We start from the raw sequence: 2,701 nt of genomic DNA on the forward strand, positions 1-2,701 counted from the left end.
TTGTTCCATTGTCATTTGTTGATTATTAATTTTACTTTCTTGCATATGTGTTTTTGGTAGATTTTTATTCATTAATAATACTCCTTAAATTTAGGTTTTGTTAAAATATTTGCTAAAACAAATAGTATAATAAATAATTATTTTTGTCAATACAGTAAATCAATATTTTATCAACTTATTAGTCTTAAAGATAAAAATTTAGGGCTTACCCAAATATTCTTTTATCTAAAATATTTGAATAAGCCCTAGAGACTTATTAGGATGAACCTAAATTAAGATAGTACTAAAATGACCAGCACTACTAATAGCAATTATAGTATACTAAATATAGAGTAAAATCAATCCTATACAGTTTACAAATAATTTATTTAACGTTCTTAACGTCATTACACAATTATCCTTTACCTTTTTTGAAGGATTCATATTTTTCTTTAAATTCATCAAGCAAATCTTTCTTTTCTTCAAACAATGCCTCCATGAGAAAACTGGTAAATTTTGAATCGCTTTTATAATAAGCATAACTCTCATAACTTTTAAGCTGAAACCTCAATGGTTTTATCGGATTTATTTTTGATCTTTTGATTCTTTTTCCTTTTTTATCCTGTAAAAAAATAAGTGCAACATTTATACCGTTTTTTATTAAAAAAACTTCTTCGATAATCCCCTCTTCCATAGCATTTGCAAGTCTTAAATACTGATAAACTTGAGTCCTTGCTAATCTATACTCTCTTGAAAAATCTTCAAAAGTTTTGTAACTGTCTAATTTATAATATTCATTATCTTTAATTTCTTTTAAGATCTTCATTGTTTCTATTTTATTATGTATTTCTTTTTTACAATTAACTTTTAATTTTTCTTTTAAAGAATTATAACGACATATTTTTTGTTCTATAGAATTTATTTCTTTTACTGAATTTGACAAGTCTCTTTTATTAATTTTGATTTCCATAAAACCTCCAAAAATTTTTACATTCATTAAATGAATGTAAAATGTTATTAACATAACGAAAAATTTCCACAGTTTACTTTATATTTACTAAAAATTTTTCAAGTACAGTAATATACTCAGATATATAATCTTTGGTTAAGTCAAAACGCATATTTCTTGCTATTCTTTTGTTTAAATCCTCTCTTTCTGATATAACTCCCAAAAAATTGTCTTTTTTAGATAATAACTTTAGCAAGTATCTGTGAGTGTTATTTTTTTTAAATCTAGTATTGAGTAAAAATATAGGAATTTTTATCAAATTCAATTTCTTAACAAAGAATTCTAACAATTCCAAGCTTTCAATTGCCCATTTTTCTGCTGTTACCGGAACTAATATATAATTACTAACAACCAAAGCATTTATTAAGGTAATATCCAAACTAGGGTTAGTGTCAACTATTATGTAGTCATATTCAACTTCCAAAAAATTTAACTGTTCTTGTAATTTTATCTCTTTAAAAGGTATGGATTCTGAATTAAAATTGTGTAAAGTCAAATAACTGGGTATTAAACTCAGATTATTACTTATATCGACAATCGAATTATTGATATCTATATTTCCTTTCAAAATTTCATAAATATTTTTACTCAATAATTCAAAATTTTGCTCTTTTATTCTCTTAAAAAAATAACTGGTAATTGATGCTTGAGTATCTAGATCTATCAATAAAACTTTATGGTTTTGAACTAACAAAATTGACAATATGATTGCACTTGTACTTTTACCAACACCTCCTTTAATTGATGCAATTGTGATTATTTTTGGTTTTTTTCTATCCATTTTGTTATTAAACCCCCATCTGGCAATTTTTTACCATAAAATTCGTATACTTTGCTTTCTAAAGTTGTAAGTACCATAACTAAAGTTTTTCGATAATTTGAATCTATTTTGTCTTCTCTAAATAAATAAGACAACCCTCTTAAATAGCAGAATACACTTCCTTTTTTAAATCTGAATTCCATATAATAAATTTTTGAAAATGTAGATACTTTCATGACTCCATTTTCTTCGTATCTTCTAACTACATTTTTTATTGGTTTTCTAAATCCATAAAATATTCCCAAGAATTTATCATTTTCTTTTATTGAAAATAAACTAAAAAATTCAGTTTTATCCCTATTAAACAAATCTCTAAGAGATATAAAAAACTTATGTTTTTGGTTATTATGGATCCCAAAGGCATAAAAATCTGTCATTATTTTTGTGTGATATATTTTTCTATTGTTCTTATCCTCTATTTTTATAAATAGATTCCTATTTTTTTCTTTTGGTGCAATTTCAACTTTTTTTTCTTTTAGGCGTTCTAATACGCTCTCCATTAATTACCCTCAAGTTACGATTTTCTCACTCTCTCTTATTTTTAAATATCCTTTTTCTTCTATTATTTCGAAGATTTCGTTGTAATAATGGTTGTTAAATGTTTTTTTATAGTCCAATGTTTCTTGTTTGCTCAAATACTCCCTAAGTATTGGGAACAAAATTGCTCTATCCACTTTCCTAGAAAATTGATCTACTAGTATGCTAAATATGTTGATCTCAAGATTCTTCTTTTCTGCTTCTTCATCCTTTACCTGTGGTACCGTTTTTTTAAGTTTCGCAATGGCTTTTTTTAAGTCTGGGTACTTTTTACTTTCGACTATAAAATGGGGCTTTTCTTTGTATTTCTCGCTTATCTCAGACATTCGTATTTTAAGTTCAGATTTTTCATAACC

Annotated in this window: 4 protein-coding genes; all 4 read right to left on the minus strand. The window is 25.2% G+C overall.

Annotated elements, in window-relative coordinates; genetic code table 11:
* Positions 1–394 precede the first annotated feature (394 nt).
* A complete protein-coding gene (locus U881_RS0100870; RefSeq protein WP_024652961.1) occupies positions 395–949 on the minus strand; it encodes a chromosome replication/partitioning protein in 555 nt (184 codons plus the stop codon).
* Between the two features lie 73 nt (positions 950–1,022).
* Complete coding sequence (locus U881_RS0100875) at positions 1,023–1,769, minus strand: ParA family protein (RefSeq protein ID WP_024652962.1); 747 nt, start codon at positions 1,767–1,769, stop codon at positions 1,023–1,025.
* Positions 1,745–2,308: a DUF226 domain-containing protein gene (locus U881_RS0100880; RefSeq protein ID WP_024652963.1), complete on the minus strand. Its 564-nt coding sequence runs from the start codon at positions 2,306–2,308 to the stop codon at positions 1,745–1,747. The genes U881_RS0100875 and U881_RS0100880 overlap by 25 nt, the downstream gene beginning before the upstream one ends.
* A gap of 9 nt (positions 2,309–2,317) precedes the next feature.
* Positions 2,318–2,701, minus strand: a 384-nt coding sequence (locus U881_RS0100885) for a plasmid maintenance protein (protein WP_024652964.1), incomplete at its 5' end; no start/stop codon positions are given.

This window comes from Borrelia persica No12 (assembly GCF_000500045.1).
GTDB lineage: Bacteria > Spirochaetota > Spirochaetia > Borreliales > Borreliaceae > Borrelia > Borrelia persica.